This is a genomic window from Exiguobacterium sp. K1, from assembly GCF_033721435.1.
GTDB lineage: Bacteria > Bacillota > Bacilli > Exiguobacteriales > Exiguobacteriaceae > Exiguobacterium_A > Exiguobacterium_A artemiae.
The window spans coordinates 245010-264594 of sequence record NZ_JAOTIT010000002.1 but is presented as its reverse complement, the minus strand read 5'-3'; the positions used below and the strand labels follow the sequence as shown (position 1 = coordinate 264594).

Sequence of the window (19585 nt, the reverse complement as noted above, 5' to 3'; positions counted from 1 at the left end):
CCATGTCTATGATAAAACTCGACCATGTCACGAAACGGTTCGATATGGTCACGACGACAAAAGAAAAATTCAAGTTACTGTTTAAGAATCAAAGTAAAAACGTCAAGACGTTTACGGCACTCCGCGATGTCTCCCTTGATATCGGGTCCGGTGAAGTCGTCGGTCTCGTCGGAATCAACGGTTCCGGGAAATCGACACTGTCGAACCTGATTTCCGGTATCATCTATGCCAACGAAGGCGACGTCGAAATCAACGGGGAAGTGGCAATCATCGCCGTTTCCCAAGGGTTGAAAAACGTCTTGACCGGCCGTGAGAACATCCACCTGAAATGTTTGATGCTCGGGATGGACGATGCAGAAATCGAACGCCGGATGCCGGGGATCATTGATTTCGCGGACATCGGGGATTTCATCGATCAACCGATTAAAAAATATTCAAGCGGGATGAAATCGCGGCTCGGATTTGCGATCGCCGTCAATGTCGATGCCGACATCCTGATCGTCGATGAAGCGTTGTCGGTCGGTGACCAGACGTTTTACAACCGGTGTATCGACAAGATGAACGAGTTCAAGAACGAAGGCAAGACGATCATCTTCGTCAGTCACTCGTTGAACCAGATCCGGAGTTTCTGTGAGCGGGTCATCTGGCTCGAATACGGACAGGTCAAGCTCGACGGGACGACGAAGGAAGTCGTACCGGAATACAAGAAGTTCCTGACCGAATACAAGAAGCTGACGAAAGAAGAACAGCACCAGTACCGGCGGGATCGTTTGAAGGAACAGAGCGCCCAGGCGAAACCGGGTAAGAAAAACATGGATGCCGAAGATACGGTCAAACATCCGGGATGGATCTTGTCAGGGATCGGCTTACTCGTACTTGCAGCCGGCAGTCTGATGGTCATCGATGAGACACCGTCATTCGCGACATTTACAGAAGCTTTGACTAAACTATTTTAAGAACGGATCAGAGACGTGTGTCTCTGGTCTTTTTTTGAATAAAACAGGGAACAAGAGACTGAAAAGCGAATGCTTACGAGTAACGGATCAAGTACTGAGGAGGAATGTACGTGTCGAAAGTCAGAAAAGCCATCATCCCGGCAGCCGGTCTCGGGACCCGGTTTTTACCGGCGACGAAAGCGATGCCAAAAGAAATGTTACCGATTTTAACGAAACCGACCATTCAGTATATCGTCGAAGAGGCGGTGGCATCGGGGATCGAACAGATTATCATCGTCTCCGGACGGAACAAGCGGGCAATCGAAGATCATTTCGACCACGCACCGGAACTTGAGAACATCCTGCGTCAAAAAGGGAAACTCGACTTGCTTAAAGAGGTCGATGCCTCGACGACGATGGCGGAGATTCATTATATCCGTCAAAAAGAACCAAAAGGACTGGGACATGCGATCTGGAGTGCCCGGCACTTCATCGGCGATGAGCCGTTTGCCGTCTTGCTCGGGGATGATATCATCGTCTCGGAAGAACCGGGTCTAAAACAACTGATTGATCAATACGAAGAACTGGACGCCTCGGTCGTCGGTGTCCGACACGTCCCGACGGAAGACACACATCGGTACGGCATCATCGATCCGTTGAATCAGACAGGACGCCGTTATCAGGTCCGTCAGTTCGTCGAAAAACCGGTCCAGGGAACGGCACCGTCCAATATGGCGATCATCGGACGGTACATCCTGACGCCGGCGATCTTTGAATACCTGGCGACTCAAGGAGCGGGATCGGGCGGAGAGATTCAGCTGACGGATGCAATTGAACGGCTGAACGGACAAGAAGACGTCTACGGATACGAGGTGGAAGGGAAGCGGTTCGATGTCGGGGAGAAGATGGGGTACGTCGAGACGACGTTAGCGTTTGCGCTTGAAGACGCAGAGATTCAGGCAGATGTCCGGCAGTTACTCAAGCGGTATGTCGAGAGCTGGGAGCAGGAATGAACAACAGGAGTGACGGGATGAAAATCCGCCACTCCTGTTGAAAGAAAATTTCTGAACGTTATGTTTGTTTCGTGTTCATGTATGTCTTGACCTGTGGTGCTTGATACGTTCGGAATCGTTCGAGTAACCGTTCCGGATCCGATTCGACAATCAGCATTGCCACATGTTCCGGAATCAAGAAACCTTGTGTCTCCATCTGCTGAAACAATGTCACGAGCGGGTCATAATAGCCGTCAATATTTAGGATTCCGCACGGTTTTTCGTGAAGACCGAGCTGTGCCCACGTAAAAACTTCAAAAAACTCTTCCATCGTTCCCGGACCACCGGGCAAGATGATGAAGCCGTCGGCCAGTTCTGCCATCTTCGCTTTCCGGTCGTGCATCGATTCGACGAGGTGAAGTTCGGTCAGGTTCGGATGGGCGATCTCTTTTTCCTGCAGGAAATGTGGCAGCACGCCGACTGCCTGTCCGTTGGCTGCGAGAACAGCATCGGCGACGGCACCCATCGTTCCGACACGTGAACCGCCATAGACAAGTCCGATTTGATGCGCTGCGAGCGTCGTCCCGAGTGTTGCTGCGGCTTGCCGGAAAATGGGTGTTGATCCGTCTTTAGAACCACAAAATACTGCTAGCTTTTTCATCCATAGGTCCCCCTTTTAAAAATCGTCTTCTGTCACCATATCATATCAGTAAGTTTTGAATAAGAGGAGTCTTGTAAGGTTTTGACGAAGAAAAACAAATCAGGAAACGTCAAAGTAAAGGAGGAAGTAATGAGACCTAAAATCATCGTCTGGCTGGTCCTGCTGATTGCGGCAATCAATCTTGCAATCGGTCTTTGGATCCCGGAATCATCTGTCCGAACGACGGTCAGCAGCATTTTGCTCGGGCTGGTCGTCTTACTTGGAGTAGGGTATTTCATTGCACTGCGCCGTTCGTCAAAATAAATTAAACCCGTTTCATTTGCGTGCAGCAGATGAAACGGGTTTTTGTATGCAGAACAATCATAAAGTTGAGAACGATTGAATATTCTAAAAAATCTATTTTCATACACTTTATCGACACAATGGTGGATAAAATGTAAATAATATGCACATTTCGGGACGTATGACCTAAGCCAAAAGATACGGTTAGTGTAAATAATGTGCAAAATACACTAAATATTCGTATTCGAATATTCAAAGGGGGTCTAAGGTTATATGATGTTGTTACAGAGCTAGACAAAAAAATTAGGAGGTTATTCATTATGAACTTAAAAAAGAAATTAGGATTAGTTGTTGGAGCACTTGCATTAACTGGATCACTTGGATTCAATGGAGTCGAATCTTTAACATCAACAGATATAGCCCGGAATGACCTTCCAATGGAGTATTCAGTAAAAGTCGACGTAGCTCGTAATGATCTTCCAATGGAATACTCAGTAAAACGAGATGTAGCTCGCAATGATCTTCCGATGGAGTACTCAGTAAAACGTGACGTAGCTCGTAATGATCTTCCGATGGAATACTCAGTAAAACGAGATGTAGCTCGCAACGATCTTCCAATGGAGTATTTAGTAAAACCATTAGTGTAAGATAAGTTTCTTAAAGGATTTTAAGATAATGGAGTTTCTTTTCGAGCATGATTTGTTTGTATTCTGTCATATCAAGTAACTCAAAAAGTAAATATGCTTTTTGATAAACTTCACTTGTACTTTTGAAGCTAGAGTTTATCAATTCCAAGCAAGCACCTTTTTGAAATAAAAGCTGACCGAGTAATGACATGTCTTTAAATTTTATACTTTGTTTAATGCCATCGTTAACGTAAGTTAAAGCGGTTTCTGGCTTTTTTAGTTCAATTAAAATTTTAGAAAAGTTATACTGTATCCGGATTTTATTTAAGATCATTTCATCATTATCGAAATTAAGTCTTAATATTTCTTCATATACTCTCAAACTATGTTTGTAGCTTTTGTTTTCATAATAAATATTTGCGATTGCTGCTTTTATTCGTACAATCATATCTGGTGAATAATAAATCGTAGAATATTTATCAGAGAGGTTTTGTAATTCAATAATACAAGTTCTGAAATCAGTTTTGTTTAAACGATAAGCACATAAATGAAAATAATATTTATACAGTAAACTCAATTCAATGTTATTAGAAGAGGATTCAATAAAAGTTTTCGTTTCATTAAAAATAGCATTGAAGTCTTTATTTCTAAATCTGCTTAAAAATGAATCATCGATAAGCCTCATAGAAGTTTGTTGCTCAGTGTGATCTAAAAAAACAGTAATCGGTACCTGCAATCGTCGTGATAATGCAAAAAGCAAATCAACGGTCGGAGAATGTGTTCCACTTTCAATTTTACTGATTTCCGCTTGGCTGCAAATTCCGTTCGCCAAATCCTTCTGCGTCAGATTATGTTTCTTGCGAAGACGGCGAAGGGCCAGACCAATCTGTGGTGATGTGAATTGATCCATCGGGTTCTGTCCTTTCTGTCCTGTGGATTTGAGAAAACGATACCCTTTTCCATTATAAGAGGGAACGGGATCTGATACCAAACTTTTAGTTAAACAAGTCGTCAACGTGTCGTCTGCCATTTTAAACGAATGAAAGGGGTAACTCCTATGAATCTCACCTTTAAAGAATCGCGCCGGACCATGACATCTTACGGCTGGTGCTTAAATGCTGCTGCTGTCTCGGTCGCACCCTTGGCAAGTCGGGAAATGGACCGGATCAAACCGCCGGCGAAACGAGAACTGAAAACTTCATGATGACGTCTCTTGCTGACGTGGCTTCATTCCGTCACAGGTCTGAAGCCTTTTTTTAATATTACTTGGATGAAAGGAGCATGGATATGATCGGACTAACGGTTCTTTCTGAAAGCGAAGGCTGGTTACACCAACTCGACCCGACCGGTGCCCTTAAGACTTTTTGTGAGCAGCACCGGTTCTCAATGGATCGTTATGATTACGATCAACATACGTTTTTGGATTTACTCGACTATATGGACTTTCAGGAATTCGAACATTATTTGTTTGTCCTGCGAGGACAGGGGGAGCGGACCTTGCGTCTGGTCGCGTATTTACAACAGCGGATGCTACATGTTCAGTTTCATCTGATTAATGAGCGGGGCGACGTCTTGTTCGGAGACCCGTATTTCTTGGATAAGACGATTCCGTTAGAAGGGACGACAGGATATACGCAACCGATTGAATTACAGGATGCCTTGATGTCGTTGTTCACTGGTGTCTATCCGGATACGGCGTCGCGTCAGCCGCAACCGTTGCGTCACGTCTATGTCGAAACGACGGATCTGCTCGATTCGATTACACCGACTCTGTTTGATCAGATGACGATCAACAGTTTGTTATACATCGATCAGTCGACCCGGCATGACTTGCCGGTCATCGAACTGATGAGCCGGACACCGGTCCTGCTGGCGTTTTCCGATACGTTACCCTTTAGTGTCAGAGACCGGTTGGCGACGTTTGAACGTAGTGACCTCGATGCTGCCATGCAGCAGTGGCAGGAGACGGGTGTCGTCTTAAATCCGGAACAGCGGATCGGGATTCTTGATTATGCGACGCTCACCGGCATGCCGTCCTCCCATCGTTTGTTCATTCACAGAGACGGAATCTATGCAGATTATGAAAAGCGGATATTGCTCAGCAAGGCGTTTGACTTAAACATCTGTCAGTTACGTCAAAATCAGTTGGCAACATGGGAAGTGCTCCTTCCGATTCCTCAGCTCGCGTTATATCCAATCCTGTTTCAACTGGCTTCGGCGTTTCAAGGGACCAGTCAGTTCGTTACTCCGTACAGCGTGTTCGAGCTGCCGCGGACGGAAGGAAAGCTTGGTCCGCTGACGATGATCGGGATTCAAAATAAAGAAGGCTGTTTCGCCTTCGAACTGTTGACGAATCAATTGTTTGAGACGGATGAAGTCTTTCTCGCGATTCTCGAAGCCGATCAAAAGGAACGGTTCGATGTGTTGCCGAAGCGGCTTGGGACAGATTATGAAGCGGCGGTTCGGACGTATAAGGAGTTGATTTATCATGGATGACACACCATTATTCGGTCCATTTGCGCGAAAAGGGAGTTATTCACGTGTTCAAGTTCTCGATCATCTGTTTGCAGATGACCGGTTCACGGCACTGTATCAAGAAACGTCCTCCTTACCGGAAGTTGACGAATTGATGTTATACCGGCGCTACCTTCAAAAAGAAGATCGTGTGCTGGTACATGGGAACTTTTCAGCAAAGTTATTCAATACGTTATGTGCGGAAGGATACGATCTGTATCTCATCGAGTCGGAGTTAAACCGAATTGCCGGTATCTCCGAGCAATACCTGAACCGCGTCTACGGACTCAGTAATGAGGTGGTCGATGTCATGGGAAGTCATGCGTTTCATAAAATCGTCTTGCCGGGTACGACGATTGCCCGGTATTCACGAGGAGAACTGCTATTGTTCTTCCGCAATATCCGTCACTTACTGGCAACGGACGGTCAATTACTGATCAGTATCCATAACGCGGATTATTTAAGACAAAACGTCCAACCAATTGCCTCGCGACGTATGGAGGACTGTACCTTGTTTTACGGTCAAAAAGTCGACCGTGACCTGTTGATTTTTAATACGTATCTGAAGTCTGCTACTGATGAGAAGGTTGGTTATGTAGTGGAGCATCTCTATGAGACCGATACATTGTTTGAATTTGCGAAACTTTCCCGTTACCGGGGACGGACATTATACGCGGGGAAAAGCATCAGTATTTTAGAATTCGATAAAATCGGATGACGTTCAGTTCAATTTTAAAGACAAACAGGGGTGGATGTTTAAAATCTGCCTCTGTTTTTGTTGTAGAAAAAATCTTGTGCGCCATGTTGTTTTCAAAAAAATAAAGTTTTAAAAATTCAATCTGTTTCCAGAAAAATAATCCCTTATATTGGATAAAAATATTTTTAATACTAGTTTAGCTAGGTCTAAAGGTGGGGTAATAAAGAAAAGTAGTCCTTATCAATCAGTTTAATGATGCCATGCTAAAATCGGAGGATAGGTAAACGTTATGGATGAGAAGATAGCCAAACTGAAAGCCAGTTGTTTATCGTTTATCGAAACGTTGTTTCCAGAAGAGGTTTTTGAGTTTGTGGATGCTGTCATTCTTCCTGATGCCTTTGGTAAGAGCGGTACACATTTGATGTTCAAATCAGATGAACGCGAGCTCAAACTCAGTTTTGTCGATCAAGCACATAGTCGCTTCGAACGTGTTTTCTTAGCTGAAAAAACATCGGAATCTCCATTTTTCAGCCGGATGATGGAAGCGACATATGAAGACGGTCAACTTTACATTCATCATGTCTTAAAATCTGATTAACACGGTAATTTAAAACACGATGAGATGTGTACAGGAAACATCCTGTCCGCCTCTCATCGTGTTTTTAGATTAAATCTCAATCGATTGTAAACCTTGTTGCAGTGCTTGATTGATAGTGGTCGCCATATGATCACGGACTTCCTGCGTCAGGAGACGGCCATTGAAGTAGACTTCCGGCGAAAGTGTCAAGTGGACGAGAATATCTTCCAGGACCAGTTTGAAATCGAGCGGTTGTGTCGGTTCGAGGGATTGAGCCATAAACTCCTGCAATGAGGGATGTTGCACATACTGAGGGTCAATCAAATCGATCACAGTCGTATTCAGAGCGAGCGCAAGGCGTTCTAATGTTTGAGGATTGGGCATCCGTTGGCCACGTTCGTAAGCGGAAATCGACGTGACCGTTTCTCCGCAACGTTCAGCGAGGTGCTTTTGAGTGTATTGGTGTTGTTTACGCAACTGCATGATTTTTTTTCCGAGCGCACGTTTCACAGGGCTCAACTCCTATTCTTGCATCCTTGCTTAATAGTACTAAATAACCACTTTCATTATAGCGCAAACCTTTAAAATGTAAAAAAAAGTTTTTAGAAAAAAATAATTGCATGATTATGTATGTAATGGGTTGAAAATTCAGAATATCATGCATTATTTGAAAATCTTAGGAAGGATCAGAAAAGAGAACATGATATTCTATTATGTAGTGAGAATAGGAGGTCCTATATGTTGAGAAAAATACCATGGTCGGGTTATGTGACCTTGTTGATTTTGGCTATCTTGTTCATATCGAGTTCGATGCCATACGAAGAACAGTCCCTGAAACCGGGTTTGTCACGATACTTTGATTTAGGTTTCGTCAAGCATCTCCGGTTCATCTCGTTCGACTATCACGGCGAAGTGAGCGTTGCAGTGCTTGGTGCTTCCGGCTTTGTCGAGTTTTTCATTCGAAAGGCAGCCCATCTGTCGATCTTCATCGTTCTTGGAATCGCGTTAGTTGATTTAACGTACCGCTTGATCCGTCCGTATGTGTTGGCAGCTTTGTTTGCCTATACGGTCGCGATTACAGTTGCCGTCTTTGACGAGTTTCATCAAATTTTGACTGGAGGACGGACGGGGCTGATTCAGGATGTCCTGCTGGACGGGACAGGTGCTTTGATCGGCATTCTATTGTACCGGTTATTTTGGAAGAAAAGACCAAGTGAACAGTGGATTCGAAAGTGAGTCTTCGGTCCTAGTTTTTTTGAAAGAAAAGCAGGGTTTCAATGGAGCGGGTCGAAAAAGAAAGGTTAACATCATTAATTAAAAGGAGTGAATCGGATGCAGAAACCTCATCTATTGATTACGAGCGCCGGTCGCCGGGCAAAGCTCGTCGAGTATTTTGTCAAAGAGTTTAAGACGGGACGTGTCAGCACAGCGGATTGTAGTCCATTGGCATCGGCGTTATACATGGCAGATCAGCATTACATCGTACCGAAGATAGATGAGGTCGATTACATCGATCATTTATTTAAGCTTTGTCAGAACGAAGGAGTGACGGCTCTCCTGACATTGATTGATCCGGAACTCGGTTTGCTCGCACAAGCGACGGAACGATTTCAAGCCATCGGTGTGACAGTCATCGTCTCGCCATATGCCGCTTGTGAGCTGTGCTTCGATAAATATACGATGTATGAGTACTGTCTGCGACAAGGGATTGCGCATGCAAGAACGTATGCGACGATGGCGTCGTTTGAAGAAGCTCTGGCTGCAGGCGAAGTACAGCTGCCGGTCTTCGTCAAACCGCGCATCGGAAGTGCCAGCATCGAAGTACGACGGGTCGAAACCGTCGAAGAAGTGGAGCAGTTGTTCTCAAAGAACACCGATTTAATCGTCCAGGAACTACTCGTTGGTCAAGAGCTCGGGGTCGATGCGTACGTCGACTTAATTTCCGGAAAAGTGACGTCAATCTTCATTAAGGAAAAATTGACGATGCGGGCGGGAGAGACCGATAAAAGCCGTTCTGTCCTCCGGGACGATGTCTTCGAACTGGTCGAACATGTCCTCGACGGATCGGGGCTGGTCGGACCTCTTGATTTTGATTTGTTTGATGTCGCCGGTACGTTGTATCTGTCGGAAATCAATCCGCGTTTTGGCGGAGGATATCCCCATGCCTATGAATGTGGTGTTAATTTTCCGGCGCAACTGTATCGGAATCTGATGCATGAGATCAACGTTCCGCAAATCGGACAATACCTCGATGATATCTACATGCTGAAGCATGATACCGTCACCTTGATTTCAGCCGCTGAACTGCAGCGAATCAAACGATAAGTAAAAAAATGCCGATTGGACTTCGTTTAGAAATCCAATCGGCATTTTTTTGTAAAGATGGTGATCAAGAAATTGAAACACGCGACCGTTTGAGGCACTGTACGGCAGATGTCCAGCTCCCGAACAAAGCATTGATGGTCGACGTACTTGGAACGGAGCGTCCTTCCGCCCATTTCCGGTAATGGATGATGCTGAGCGATGGCAGTTCTTGTTGAGCCTGACGTAAAGCATCGAGGACATCTTCTTCGACCCATTTCCGGCGGGGTGGAGCGATATCGAGACATGTAAGGGCATCGACCCATGAACCATACTTTCGGGCAATCGTCGCGACCGTCGGATGTCCGTTTTCCTGTGCCCAAATTGAATACGTTTGGGTCGTCAGGCGGGGAAGGACGTCCGATGCTTCGAGGAGCGCATTGATAATCCGTTCTTCCGTCATACAGATCGAACGTGTCATCTCAATGTGAGCTTCCTCAAGGGCCCGTGACCATGACCCGAATCGTAAGTTGATCAACGTCAAAGAAGGTCCGTGTTTTGCTTTGGCCCATTCCCGGTAACTGTTGCTGTGGAAAGGATGGAGCCGTTCCGAAGCTTCTTTGATAAAAGCAAGAATTTCCTGATCGGAGTAGTACGGACGGATGGAAGATAAGCCGGCCGCATGCAAAGCTTCGCGCCATGAACCAAACACGTTGATGATCGTCGTAATTGAAGGGATCTCTTTTCCGTTCGACCAGCGGGCATATGTCTTGGCGTCCAACGCAGGATAAGCGATACTTGCCTCGATTAAGCTGTCGATGACTTGTTGTTCTGTCCATTTCTTCATGATGTCATACCCCTTTCATGTAGGTGTTCGTCTAGGTGTGGGTACTTTCTTGTGAGGTCGCGCGACGCCGGGTCGCATAAATCAAAAGACTGAGCCAGATGAAATAAAATCCGCTCGGCCGGATCAAGACACTTTCCGTGAACTGAAGCAACAGCAACCAAAGACTAAGTAACAGCAAACTGATCGATAACGAATCGTCGTAGCGATAATTCTGAATGAACCGGACGAGTATCAACAGAAACGATGCGGTATAAAGCAACAATCCAATAAATCCAAGTTCATACAGATAGACGATCGGTGTACTGTGAAACGTATACAGTGTACTCGGCCCGAGTTGTTGTTCGAGCCCGATGGCAGCGGAACCGAGCCCGTGTCCGAACCAAAACCGATCGAGTGAAGCGGTCAGACCCGCTTGCCATAAGTCGCTCCGGCCGTTAAGACTGATCAACTTGGCGAATAACGTGTGGTTCAGGGACAGTGAGCCGATGAGAATCGCGGCACCGATCAGATAAAGTCCCGTCACCTGATAACGCAACCGGTTTGTCGGGATCAATAAAATCGTCGTCAGCAACGCAAGCAGACAAAACGAGTAGAGACCGGTCTGTGAGGCACTGAGCACGAGCCCGATTAAAATCACGGCGAGAATCATTCCGAAAAGCACGCATGACCGGACATTTCGACGGTTGAAGGCTTGTAAGACAGACATCCAGGCGATGAGACCACCGGGGACAAGCCATGCCGCCAATGTATTCGGATTGTTGGTCAGACTGGCTGACCGGAGAAAGCTGCCTTGTTCACCGACATACAGTTGCGATAGAGATACGGGACCGAGTTGCAACGACTGGATGTTCTCGATCGGCACGTACTGTTTTCCAAATGAGACAATCAGGGCATAAACAGCGAGACAGAAGGCTTGATACAGAAGGATGAGGTTCATCAGCTGAAACCAGCGGATGTAAGGCTGAACTGAAAGTGACAGCACGATGAGGACGAAAAGTCCTGTCGTAAACAGATGAAGTAGGACAAGCGAAGAATCGACCGCTGGACGAAAGAAGAAAATAATAGCATGAAACGTAAGATAAAATAAAAACGAAATGACAAGTCGTTGCGTTGAGGCACTGGGCGGAAAATACAAGGGACGGTTAACGAGATAAAGACCAACAAATAGGATGAGATAGATCAGTGCCATCCAGATGTTCCAATGACTCGGCAGGACTTCGTCCGTGAAAGAGAGCGGACGCGTCCATAAATCGATCAGGACCCAGAAGGTCAGGAGGAATAAGCCAATCGATTCAGGTATATTGTCTGATTTTAACATCATTACTAGTATCTATCCACCCTTCATATAGGACTTATTACCGAATTTTCAGACTTTTAATCATCAAATTGGTATTTACCCTTTATTTCTTAAAAATCATGCAGTTTTTGTGGATGATTTTGAAAAAGCGGCGATCATTTTTTTGTGAATCGTCTTTTTTTTGTGAATCAATCTTTTTCGATGAACTAACGATACGCAAACATGATGACTCCTCAAAAAAATATAATCATTTCCACCAAGCTCTAATTGTTTTGGCAGTCGTTTGGAAATAAGGTGTAAGCATAACCAGTGTCCATCCAACCTGTCAGGTAGCGAGAAAGAGGTGAACCATGTGAATTCCATCCATCAAAAAAAGACATTCGGTGACCATCTGATGACATTAAAGAAAGGGTGGTGGGTACTCTGCTTACTGACACTGCTCTTAGCGGGTGCCGGATATGCCGTCAGCACCTATGTGATTCCACCGACGTATGAAGCGACTGCCTATATCCTGGTTGTCCCGCAACAAAATGCGGAAACGACTTCAACGACGACGCTTGTCAGTACCTACCAAGATATTTTAAGAAGCCCGGAAGTCATCGATCAGGTTGCTCAAAAAATGGACGTCACGGATAAGCGGATTTTCGATTTGACGAATCGTCTGACCGTCGCCAGTAATCTCGATTCGCAAGTTATCGCCTTGTCGGTCACAGATCGGTCGGCGGAGCAGGCAGCGATCCAGGCGAATACGATGACGGAAGTCTTCCAGGATTATGTTCCGCAACTGATCAAAACGAGTAGCACCGAAGTATTCTCGACAGCCCGGATTCCGACAGAACCGGTCTCGCCGAACATTCTGATGAATACCGCAATCGGCGGCATCCTCGGACTTCTCTTCGGCTTACTGATCGTCTACTCCCGGGCACTCGGAAAAAAGTCAGTCGCTGAAGAAACGAAAGAAACCTCTTATCCGCAAGCTGTCAGTCATCCCAGCCGTTCTTGATTTGAGAAAGGAGGAGCCGCTCATGCAAGCCCCGCCATTCCAGCAATATCGCCGGCATATGAAAATCGGTCTATTGCGACTTATCGATGCCTCGATCATCATTGCTGCGACGGTCGTGACCTTTTACTTTTTTAATCCGCTGAACCTCACGGCCAACTTTGAACTGATGGATGCTATCGAAATCGCTTTGATTCAATGGGTCGCCTTGACACTCGTCGCCCACTGGATGCGTTTTTACCAAATCATCTGGCGGTATGCCAGCCTGCGTGATTTAGGCGTACTGCTCGTTGTCGTTGTTGCGAGCAGCTTCGTTCTTCTCGGACTCGAGTACGCTCTGTTCGATTTTGCCGTCGAGCGTGCCGTCTTCCTTCAGACCGGTTTAGTCCTGAACGGCATCCTGTTCGTCCGACTGTTGATCCGCGGACGAAGTCTCGAGCTGAAACGGGAAAACCGGACGCTCGGGAAACGGACGTTAATCATCGGTGCCGGTGCCTCGGGGCAGATGATCACAAAAGAGCTGAAACAGAAAAAAGCCCATATTCTGAACGTCGTCGGATTGCTCGATGACTTGACGGAACTGAAAGGAATGATGATTCACGGTGTCCCCGTCATCGGAACGATTGATCAACTCGAATGTATCATTGAAGAACATAAAATTGAAGCTGTCGTCCTGGCCATTCCCTCACTTGCCTATCCGGACCGGGTTGCTTTACTGAACCGGATCAAACAGACGAAAGTCGAAGCCCATACATTACCGATGCTTGTTGAACTGGCGTCCGGCAAGGTATCCGTCAATCAGATGCGCGAAGTATCGATTGCCGACCTGCTCGGCCGGGAACCGGTTGAACTGGATATCACGGAGATTGAAAAGAGTGTCAGTCAAGCAACGGTGCTCGTCACCGGAGCCGGCGGATCAATCGGCTCCGAGATTTGCCGACAGCTGATTAAGTTCAAACCGGATCATCTGATTTTACTCGGGCACGGAGAAAACAGCATTTATCTGATCCGACGTGAACTGGAAGCCGTCACAGAAGGAATCACGCTCCATTCCGTCATCGCCGACGTCCAGGATGCGGACCGGATGATGGATGTGATGGAACGGTTTAAACCGGATCTCGTCTACCACGCGGCAGCACACAAACACGTGCCGTTGATGGAAGACAATCCAAGCGAAGCAGTCAAAAACAACATCTACGGGACGCGGAATGTCGCTCTTGCGGCAGAAGCGGCCGGAGTCAACCGATTCGTCATGATTTCAACCGATAAGGCGGTCAATCCGACCAGTGTGATGGGAGCGACGAAACGAATTGCCGAGATGGTCATTCAGCAGATTGCCCGCAACAGTGAGACGACGTTCGCGGTCGTCCGGTTCGGCAACGTGCTCGGGAGCCGGGGTTCCGTCATTCCGCTCTTTAAGGACCAGATTGCGAAAGGCGGTCCGATCACCGTAACGGATCCGGCGATGACCCGGTACTTCATGACGATTCCGGAAGCCAGCCGGCTCGTCATTCAAGCGAGCGTCCTCGCGGAAGGCGGGGAAGTCTTTGTCCTCGACATGGGTGAACCCGTCAACATCACGACGCTCGCCCGGAACCTGATCCACCTGAGCGGTTTTACCGAACAGCAGATTCCGATCGTCTACAGCGGCATCCGAAAAGGTGAAAAGTTATATGAAGAATTACTCGCGACGGAAGAAGTACATGAAGAGCGGGTCTTTGACAAGATTCTCGTCGGGAAAACCCGACCGTTTGGATCAATTGATCCGTATTTACGGAATATCGCCTTGGCGCTCGATGATGAACAAGCGTTACGGACGTATCTACTCGAAGCAACGAACCGGACCGACATGATGCCGGAGACGATTCCACCGGCGATTCGGATCGCCCGGGAATGAGGGGGAGACGAGATGAAACCTGTTCGGCAACTGTCACGATTTAATCTGATTTTCATTGCAGATACGGCCTATTCCCTGCATCAGTGGATGATTTTGACGCTGCTGATCAAATGGAGCACACCACTCAACATCGGTTACTTCAATTATGCACTCGCTTTGACGGCACCGATCGTCATGTTTTGTTGGTTAAATGCCAGCACGATCCTGACGGCAGAACGGTCGGGCTTAAAAAACTTCAACCTGTTCATCAAGACCCGCTTTTCCTTATTATCGGTCGGGGTCTTCGTCCTTCTCGGTGTCTATTATTTCTTCGGTGAAGCCGATATCCTCTGGCTGACCTTACTCGTGTACCTGAACAAGTATATGGAATCCTTTGCCGATCTCGCGTACGGATTCCTCCAAGGACACATGGCATTCAAGGAAGTCGCCTTATCGAAGATTTTCCGCAGTCTCGTCAACGTCTCCGGAGCGGCCTTGATTCTTTTTACGACCCACTCGATTCACGGCTTCGTCCTGGCACTCGTCGCCGGTAACCTGATCATGCTGATTGTTTACGATTTACCGACCGTCCGGCGTGTCGGTCACGGATTCGAAAACCAGCAGATGAGTCAACGTTATCAAACCGGACGGCAATTATTCTTCAAAGCTGTCCCGCTCGGATTCGTCGCCTTATTGATTGCGCTTAACGCCAACATTCCCCGCCTGTTCGTCGGACACGCGATCGGAACAGAGGAACTCGGTTACTATGCGAGCATCGCCTATCTGCTCGTGCTTGGCAGTTTGTTCATCCATTCCCTTGTCGCCGTTCTGTTGCCAAACTTCTCTTCCGACAGCGGAGAACGGCAAAGCTTACCGGAATTACGGAAGCTGACCCGGTCAATGCTGCTCATGACGAATGCAGTCGGCATCCTGTTGATCATCGGTTCGATCTTCTTCGGCAAGTGGGGGTTAACGATTTTCTACAATGCGTCGTTTGTCCAGTACCACACGATTTTCGTCCTGATGATGGTCGCCTCGCTGTTCTTCTATAATTCGACCGTCATTCAAGCATTGTTGACCGGATTCCAGCAATTCCGGGTTCAAACGATTGCCATCTTCGGCAGTGTCGTCGTCAACATCGTCGCCTGCAGCATTCTGATTCCGATGTACGGTTTGTACGGCGCAACGACCGCTTACGGATTATGTGCCGTCACCCAGATCGGATTATTGATTCCGGCACTTTACCGTTGTCTCTACCCACGAAAAATGGCACTGGCGATTGAACAAAGCAGCTAAAGGAGGAAAAAGCATGCGGCCGATCCTGATTGTCGTCGTTCTCGAAGCCTTGCTCAGCCAATTGGTCCGACCGCTCTTTTTGACTTCCGAAGGTTACGTCGCAACCGTCCTTGCCATCAACTCGGTTTTGCTGATGTTTTATCTTCTCCGGCAAGCCGATACGACCCCGTTGTTCCTGATTTTCGTGACGGCATTCCTGATCCGGCTGACCTTGATGCTGGTCGATCTCGAACTGTTCCGGCTCCCGCCGCACAGCGGTGACGATACGGAAGCGTTTCATCTCGAAGGATTGCTGATTTACACCGATCCGACGATGTTCAATGAAGTCGTCCGGGGGAGTTACTCCAAATTTTTAGGTATCTTTTATCTCGCATTTGGTCCGGAACGGATGCTCGCCCAGTACTTCAACGTCATTCTCGGCGTCGTCTCAATCGTCATCCTGTCGAAAACGCTGCTGCTCCTGAAACTGCCGATGCATTACGTGTTGATTGCGACCGGTGTGTTTGCTTTCTTCGCTCAAGGATTACTGCTTTCGCCAATCCTTCTGCGCGATCAGCTCGTCGCACTCGGCATCGTCTACACCTTGTATTATATGGTGCGCTGGACGCTTGATAAGTCGGCGGCGAGTCTGACCTTTGCCTATCTCGGTTACTTCATCAGCACCGTCTTTCACTCGGGACTCGCGATCGGGATTCTGGTCCTGCTCGTCTACTTCTCCTTTTATAATCACGAGACGCAACGGATGGACTTTGAAGCATCGAAAGTCCAGCGGTTGATTGTTCAGGTCGTCATCGTCGGGTTCATCGTCTACAGCTTCCAGGACGTGTTGTTCGCAAAGTTCACCCACGTCTCAGAAAATGGTCAGCTGTTCAGCGGAATGAGTTATGACCGCGGAGGATCGGCTTACTTGAACGGGCTGTCGGTGACCGGACCGTCGGATATGGTCCTGTACGCGCCGCTGCGGATGATTTACTTCCTGTTCTCGCCGTTTCCGTGGCAGTGGTCCAGTGTCATGAATATCGCGATTTTCTTCGCCGATGCGGCTTTTTATCTCCTGTTAGCCGTCTTGACCCTGATGCATCTGAAGTATTTAAAACAATATCCGCTCGGAAGTGTGCTGCTGTTCATGCTGATTCTCTTCATCGTCAACGCCGTCATCTTCGGTCTCGGGACAGGGAATGTCGGAACAGCGATCCGCCACCGGTATAAACTGTTTCCGATGTTGCTGATTGCTTATACATCAATCCATTACATCCGCTATCAAGTGCTCCACCACTTCGAGGAGGTTGAGAAACGTGCAGAATAAGACGATTTTAATTACCGGGATTGCAGGATTCATTGGATTTCATGCGGCACGTCGCTTTATGGCGGAAGGATACCGGGTCATCGGGCTGGATGAAGTCAACGATTATTATGATCCGACATTAAAAGAAGCCCGCTTGCTGGAACTGGATCCGAAGCGCTATACATTTTACCGGGTGTCACTTGAAGATGCGACAGCAATCAACCAGATTTTCGAGACGGACCAGATTGACCTGGTGCTCCATTTAGCGGCCCAAGCCGGCGTCCGTTACAGCATCGATCGTCCCGATGTCTACATCACATCGAACATCGTCGGATTCTTGTCCATCCTCGAAGCCTGCCGACATCATCCGGTCGAACAATTGATTTACGCATCTTCAAGTTCCGTCTACGGATCGAATACGAAGATGCCGTTCGCGACGACGGACGCCGTCGACCATCCGCTCAGTCTCTACGCCGCTTCGAAAAAAGCGAATGAGCTGATGGCGCACACATACAGCAGCCTGTACGGCATCAAGACGACCGGTCTCCGGTTCTTCAGTGTCTATGGACCGTGGGGACGACCGGATATGGCCTTGTTCAAGTTCACGGAAGCAATCGCAAACGGACAGCCGATTGATCTTTACAACTACGGGGAGATGGGGCGGGACTTCACTTACGTCGACGACATTATCGAAAGCATTTACCGGCTGATGCAGACAGAACCCGCCGCCGACCCGGCATTTGATCAGGAAAATCCGTTACCCGACCGGAGTAATGTTCCATACCGTGTCTTTAACATCGGCAGTCACAGTCCGATCCGGCTGAACGAATTCGTCTCCCTGATTGAAGAGCGGCTTGGTAAAAAAGCGATCAAACATGAAATGCCGCTGCAAGCAGGAGATGTTCCCGAAAGTTTTGCTGATGTTGAATCGTTGTTCGAGACGATTGGTTACCGGCCGCAAACGACCATTGAAGCAGGTGTCCATGCATTCATCGACTGGTACGAACAGCATTACCGGCTGAAGGAGGAAGTCCAGGATGGCGCTTAAAGAAGAGATTTACTACAACTCTCCGATATTTATTCAGAATATTTTGACATCAATGTATGGAAAAAAGCTGATGCAGGAACGGTACGGTCCGGGATATGAGAAAAAACTTCAGGAGTTGCGGGTCAAAGACCGGACCGTCGATTACCGGATCGAACAGCTCGAACGGTTGAATGCGTTTCTCCTGTTCATCCAGGAACACACACCATATTACCGGAAGCTGTTTCAGGAGCACGACATCCGTCTTCCTTTTACGTCACTCGACCAGCTACAGACGATTCCGATCCTTGAAAAAGAAACGCTACGGCAACAAAATGAAGCATTCATGTCAGAAGTCGACGCGCCGGTGCGCGGCCGGACCGGCGGGACGAGCGGGAAATCGCTCCAAGTCGCCTTCATGCGGGAAGACGTCCAGGAACGGATGGCGCATCTTGATTACTTTAAAGAGTTGCACGGCTTTCATTCCGGGATGCGACGCGCGAGCTTTACCGGACGAACGTTAACGGCGATCGATCAAAAAAAGCCGATCTTTTGGCGGATGAACCGACCGCTCAATCAGTTGTTATTGTCGATCTTTCATATGAAGGAAGAAAACTTTCCGGCCTATATCGAAGAGTTGAACCGGTTCCGACCGGTGGCACTCGACGGAACCCCGACCGCGATGCTCGAGATTGCCTTGTATTTGCTGAAACATGATTTACGGCTCGACTTCTCACTCGTTGCGATTTTTCCGACATCGGAAACGGTGACGCCGGAGATGCGGCGCTTACTTGAAGAAGCGTTTCAAGCACCGGTCTTTGATCAATACGGCTCATCGGAAGGGGCACCAATCATTTCGGAATGCCGGGAACGTAAACTCCATCTCCATCATGAAACCGGCATCATCGAACCGTATGGAGACCTGGGAGAAGTCGTCGTCACGTGTTTTACGACCCGCGGCACACCGCTCGTCCGTTACCGGATCGGCGACCGGATGACACTCGGACGGGAAGCCTGCACCTGCGGACTGAACGGACCGGTCATCGAGTCGATTGACGGGCGGGGAACGAGTTTCATCGTCAGTGAAAAGCGCGGCAAGGTCTTTGAAGGCGACATCACGACGATTGCCCGGGAACTGCCGAACTCGGTTCTACGCCTGCAGGTCGAACAACACGCGCTGAATCATGTAACACTGCGCTACATTCCCGACGAGCAACGATTCGTACCGAAACATGAAAAAATCCTCTTGCGGGAGATGCAGAAACTCCTTGGATCCTCGATGAAAGTCACGCTCGAGCCGGTCCAGCAGATGAAACAGGAGCCGAATGGAAAAACACTGATCGTCAAACAGTCGATGAAATAGGAGGAATCCATC

General features: G+C 47.8%; 21 protein-coding genes. 16 read left to right on the top strand and 5 right to left on the bottom strand.

Annotation, left to right across the window (positions count from 1 at the left end):
* The first annotated feature begins 2 nt into the window (after positions 1 to 2).
* Together N7U64_RS06630 and galU are read left to right on the top strand one after the other, a co-directional pair.
* Positions 3 to 956, top strand: a complete 954-nt coding sequence (locus N7U64_RS06630) for an ABC transporter ATP-binding protein (RefSeq protein ID WP_318928935.1) — start codon at positions 3 to 5, stop codon at positions 954 to 956.
* A gap of 110 nt (positions 957 to 1066) precedes the next feature.
* A complete protein-coding gene (gene galU, locus N7U64_RS06625; protein ID WP_318928934.1) occupies positions 1067 to 1948 on the top strand; it encodes a UTP--glucose-1-phosphate uridylyltransferase GalU in 882 nt (293 codons plus the stop codon).
* A 58-nt stretch (positions 1949 to 2006) separates the two neighbouring features.
* Here the strand turns inward: galU and N7U64_RS06620 are convergent, their stop codons facing one another.
* Positions 2007 to 2588, bottom strand: coding sequence for a TIGR00730 family Rossman fold protein (locus N7U64_RS06620; RefSeq protein ID WP_318928933.1), 582 nt, complete (start codon positions 2586 to 2588; stop codon positions 2007 to 2009).
* A 129-nt stretch (positions 2589 to 2717) separates the two neighbouring features.
* On the opposite strand from N7U64_RS06620, the gene N7U64_RS06615 reads away from it, so the two are divergent.
* Positions 2718 to 2891 (top strand): hypothetical protein, encoded by a 174-nt coding sequence (locus N7U64_RS06615; protein ID WP_318928932.1) that lies wholly within the window; start codon positions 2718 to 2720, stop codon positions 2889 to 2891.
* Between the two features lie 299 nt (positions 2892 to 3190).
* Positions 3191 to 3517 (top strand): hypothetical protein, encoded by a 327-nt coding sequence (locus tag N7U64_RS06610; protein ID WP_318928931.1) that lies wholly within the window; start codon positions 3191 to 3193, stop codon positions 3515 to 3517.
* 10 nt (positions 3518 to 3527) lie between these two features.
* Here the strand turns inward: N7U64_RS06610 and N7U64_RS06605 are convergent, their stop codons facing one another.
* Complete coding sequence (locus N7U64_RS06605; protein ID WP_318928930.1) at positions 3528 to 4406, bottom strand: helix-turn-helix domain-containing protein; 879 nt, start codon at positions 4404 to 4406, stop codon at positions 3528 to 3530.
* Between the two features lie 147 nt (positions 4407 to 4553).
* On the opposite strand from N7U64_RS06605, the gene N7U64_RS06600 reads away from it, so the two are divergent.
* The 4 genes from N7U64_RS06600 to N7U64_RS06585 all read left to right on the top strand — a co-directional run bounded on the left by N7U64_RS06600 (position 4554) and on the right by N7U64_RS06585 (position 7305).
* On the top strand, positions 4554 to 4700 hold the full coding sequence (locus tag N7U64_RS06600) for a hypothetical protein (RefSeq protein ID WP_158537512.1): 147 nt from the start codon (positions 4554 to 4556) through the stop codon (positions 4698 to 4700).
* 83 nt (positions 4701 to 4783) lie between these two features.
* Positions 4784 to 5992 carry a hypothetical protein gene (locus N7U64_RS06595; protein ID WP_318928929.1) on the top strand — a complete coding sequence of 403 codons (1209 nt, stop codon included), beginning with the start codon at positions 4784 to 4786 and terminating at the stop codon, positions 5990 to 5992.
* Complete coding sequence (locus N7U64_RS06590) at positions 5985 to 6728, top strand: hypothetical protein (protein WP_318928928.1); 744 nt, start codon at positions 5985 to 5987, stop codon at positions 6726 to 6728. Before N7U64_RS06595 ends, N7U64_RS06590 begins: the two co-directional genes overlap by 8 nt.
* 268 nt (positions 6729 to 6996) lie before the next feature.
* Positions 6997 to 7305 (top strand): hypothetical protein, encoded by a 309-nt coding sequence (locus tag N7U64_RS06585; protein WP_318928927.1) that lies wholly within the window; start codon positions 6997 to 6999, stop codon positions 7303 to 7305.
* Between the two features lie 69 nt (positions 7306 to 7374).
* Here N7U64_RS06585 and N7U64_RS06580 read toward each other — a convergent pair whose 3' ends face one another.
* Positions 7375 to 7794, bottom strand: a complete 420-nt coding sequence (locus tag N7U64_RS06580) for a helix-turn-helix domain-containing protein (RefSeq protein ID WP_290827876.1) — start codon at positions 7792 to 7794, stop codon at positions 7375 to 7377.
* 228 nt (positions 7795 to 8022) lie between these two features.
* Here N7U64_RS06580 and N7U64_RS06575 point away from each other — a divergent pair, with 228 nt between their 5' ends.
* Both N7U64_RS06575 and N7U64_RS06570 read left to right on the top strand, forming a co-directional pair.
* Positions 8023 to 8520 carry a VanZ family protein gene (locus N7U64_RS06575; protein WP_318928926.1) on the top strand — a complete coding sequence of 166 codons (498 nt, stop codon included), beginning with the start codon at positions 8023 to 8025 and terminating at the stop codon, positions 8518 to 8520.
* A gap of 96 nt (positions 8521 to 8616) precedes the next feature.
* Complete coding sequence (locus tag N7U64_RS06570; RefSeq protein WP_318928925.1) at positions 8617 to 9609, top strand: ATP-grasp domain-containing protein; 993 nt, start codon at positions 8617 to 8619, stop codon at positions 9607 to 9609.
* A 64-nt stretch (positions 9610 to 9673) separates the two neighbouring features.
* On the opposite strand, the gene N7U64_RS06565 is transcribed toward N7U64_RS06570, so the two are convergent.
* Both N7U64_RS06565 and N7U64_RS06560 read right to left on the bottom strand, forming a co-directional pair.
* Positions 9674 to 10432: a hypothetical protein gene (locus N7U64_RS06565; protein WP_318928924.1), complete on the bottom strand. Its 759-nt coding sequence runs from the start codon at positions 10430 to 10432 to the stop codon at positions 9674 to 9676.
* 31 nt (positions 10433 to 10463) lie between these two features.
* Entirely contained in the window at positions 10464 to 11753 is a 1290-nt protein-coding gene (locus N7U64_RS06560; protein ID WP_318928923.1) for an O-antigen ligase family protein, read from the bottom strand.
* A 328-nt stretch (positions 11754 to 12081) separates the two neighbouring features.
* On the opposite strand from N7U64_RS06560, the gene N7U64_RS06555 reads away from it, so the two are divergent.
* Genes N7U64_RS06555 through N7U64_RS06530 form a run of 6 tightly spaced genes read left to right on the top strand, consistent with a single transcriptional unit; the run spans position 12082 to position 19573 of the window.
* Positions 12082 to 12732 carry a YveK family protein gene (locus N7U64_RS06555; RefSeq protein ID WP_012371440.1) on the top strand — a complete coding sequence of 217 codons (651 nt, stop codon included), beginning with the start codon at positions 12082 to 12084 and terminating at the stop codon, positions 12730 to 12732.
* Between the two features lie 22 nt (positions 12733 to 12754).
* On the top strand, positions 12755 to 14626 hold the full coding sequence (locus N7U64_RS06550; protein ID WP_318928922.1) for a nucleoside-diphosphate sugar epimerase/dehydratase: 1872 nt from the start codon (positions 12755 to 12757) through the stop codon (positions 14624 to 14626).
* A 12-nt stretch (positions 14627 to 14638) separates the two neighbouring features.
* Positions 14639 to 15901, top strand: coding sequence for an oligosaccharide flippase family protein (locus N7U64_RS06545; RefSeq protein ID WP_214849710.1), 1263 nt, complete (start codon positions 14639 to 14641; stop codon positions 15899 to 15901).
* Positions 15902 to 15914: 13 nt separating this feature from the next.
* Positions 15915 to 17207, top strand: a complete 1293-nt coding sequence (locus N7U64_RS06540) for a hypothetical protein (protein WP_318928921.1) — start codon at positions 15915 to 15917, stop codon at positions 17205 to 17207.
* Positions 17197 to 18234 carry an NAD-dependent epimerase gene (locus N7U64_RS06535; RefSeq protein WP_318928920.1) on the top strand — a complete coding sequence of 346 codons (1038 nt, stop codon included), beginning with the start codon at positions 17197 to 17199 and terminating at the stop codon, positions 18232 to 18234. Before N7U64_RS06540 ends, N7U64_RS06535 begins: the two co-directional genes overlap by 11 nt.
* Positions 18224 to 19573 carry a phenylacetate--CoA ligase family protein gene (locus N7U64_RS06530; RefSeq protein ID WP_318928919.1) on the top strand — a complete coding sequence of 450 codons (1350 nt, stop codon included), beginning with the start codon at positions 18224 to 18226 and terminating at the stop codon, positions 19571 to 19573. Before N7U64_RS06535 ends, N7U64_RS06530 begins: the two co-directional genes overlap by 11 nt.
* Positions 19574 to 19585: the final 12 nt, after the last annotated feature.

What these genes read in the sequence shown, in the direction of transcription:
- N7U64_RS06575 (WP_318928926.1), top strand. Translation starts at nt 8,023, where the DNA reads ATGTTGAGAAAAATACCATGGTCGGGTTATGTGACCTTGTTGATTTTG.
- N7U64_RS06530 (WP_318928919.1), top strand. Translation starts at nt 18,224, where the DNA reads ATGGCGCTTAAAGAAGAGATTTACTACAACTCTCCGATATTTATTCAG.
- N7U64_RS06560 (WP_318928923.1), bottom strand. Translation starts at nt 11,753, where the DNA reads ATGATGTTAAAATCAGACAATATACCTGAATCGATTGGCTTATTCCTC.
- N7U64_RS06540 (WP_318928921.1), top strand. Translation starts at nt 15,915, where the DNA reads ATGCGGCCGATCCTGATTGTCGTCGTTCTCGAAGCCTTGCTCAGCCAA.
- N7U64_RS06620 (WP_318928933.1), bottom strand. Translation starts at nt 2,588, where the DNA reads ATGAAAAAGCTAGCAGTATTTTGTGGTTCTAAAGACGGATCAACACCC.
- N7U64_RS06545 (WP_214849710.1), top strand. Translation starts at nt 14,639, where the DNA reads ATGAAACCTGTTCGGCAACTGTCACGATTTAATCTGATTTTCATTGCA.
- N7U64_RS06600 (WP_158537512.1), top strand. Translation starts at nt 4,554, where the DNA reads ATGAATCTCACCTTTAAAGAATCGCGCCGGACCATGACATCTTACGGC.
- N7U64_RS06630 (WP_318928935.1), top strand. Translation starts at nt 3, where the DNA reads ATGTCTATGATAAAACTCGACCATGTCACGAAACGGTTCGATATGGTC.
- N7U64_RS06565 (WP_318928924.1), bottom strand. Translation starts at nt 10,432, where the DNA reads ATGAAGAAATGGACAGAACAACAAGTCATCGACAGCTTAATCGAGGCA.
- N7U64_RS06610 (WP_318928931.1), top strand. Translation starts at nt 3,191, where the DNA reads ATGAACTTAAAAAAGAAATTAGGATTAGTTGTTGGAGCACTTGCATTA.
- N7U64_RS06595 (WP_318928929.1), top strand. Translation starts at nt 4,784, where the DNA reads ATGATCGGACTAACGGTTCTTTCTGAAAGCGAAGGCTGGTTACACCAA.
- N7U64_RS06615 (WP_318928932.1), top strand. Translation starts at nt 2,718, where the DNA reads ATGAGACCTAAAATCATCGTCTGGCTGGTCCTGCTGATTGCGGCAATC.
- N7U64_RS06570 (WP_318928925.1), top strand. Translation starts at nt 8,617, where the DNA reads ATGCAGAAACCTCATCTATTGATTACGAGCGCCGGTCGCCGGGCAAAG.
- N7U64_RS06585 (WP_318928927.1), top strand. Translation starts at nt 6,997, where the DNA reads ATGGATGAGAAGATAGCCAAACTGAAAGCCAGTTGTTTATCGTTTATC.
- N7U64_RS06605 (WP_318928930.1), bottom strand. Translation starts at nt 4,406, where the DNA reads ATGGATCAATTCACATCACCACAGATTGGTCTGGCCCTTCGCCGTCTT.
- N7U64_RS06590 (WP_318928928.1), top strand. Translation starts at nt 5,985, where the DNA reads ATGGATGACACACCATTATTCGGTCCATTTGCGCGAAAAGGGAGTTAT.
- N7U64_RS06550 (WP_318928922.1), top strand. Translation starts at nt 12,755, where the DNA reads ATGCAAGCCCCGCCATTCCAGCAATATCGCCGGCATATGAAAATCGGT.